Source organism: Bittarella massiliensis (ex Durand et al. 2017) (genome assembly GCF_017566145.1).
GTDB classification, from domain to species: domain Bacteria; phylum Bacillota; class Clostridia; order Oscillospirales; family Ruminococcaceae; genus Bittarella; species Bittarella massiliensis_A.
In genome coordinates this window covers 1-222 of the sequence record NZ_JABFCL010000222.1, presented here as the reverse complement: position 1 = coordinate 222, position 222 = coordinate 1, and the positions used below count along the sequence as shown (strand labels likewise).

The 222-nt window shown below is 52.7% G+C and carries 1 pseudogene; it reads left to right on the top strand.

Features of this window, described 5'->3' with window-relative positions:
* Positions 1–222: pseudogene (locus HJY11_RS14120) on the top strand (ribulose-phosphate 3-epimerase); the annotation flags it as partial.

Below are 222 nucleotides of genomic sequence, written 5' to 3'. Positions count from 1 at the left end.
ATCTGACAGATATGATTCTTGTCATGTCCGTCCAGCCGGGATTTGGCGGGCAGAAGTTTATTGTGGAGTCCCTGGAAAAGATTCGGAAAGTACGGGGCATGATCGAGAAGAGCGGACAGGCCATCGATCTGGAAGTGGACGGGGGCATTTACCAGGAGAACGTAGAGGAAGTCCTGAAAGCAGGGGCAAATGTAATCGTGGCCGGTTCCGCTGTATTTGGGG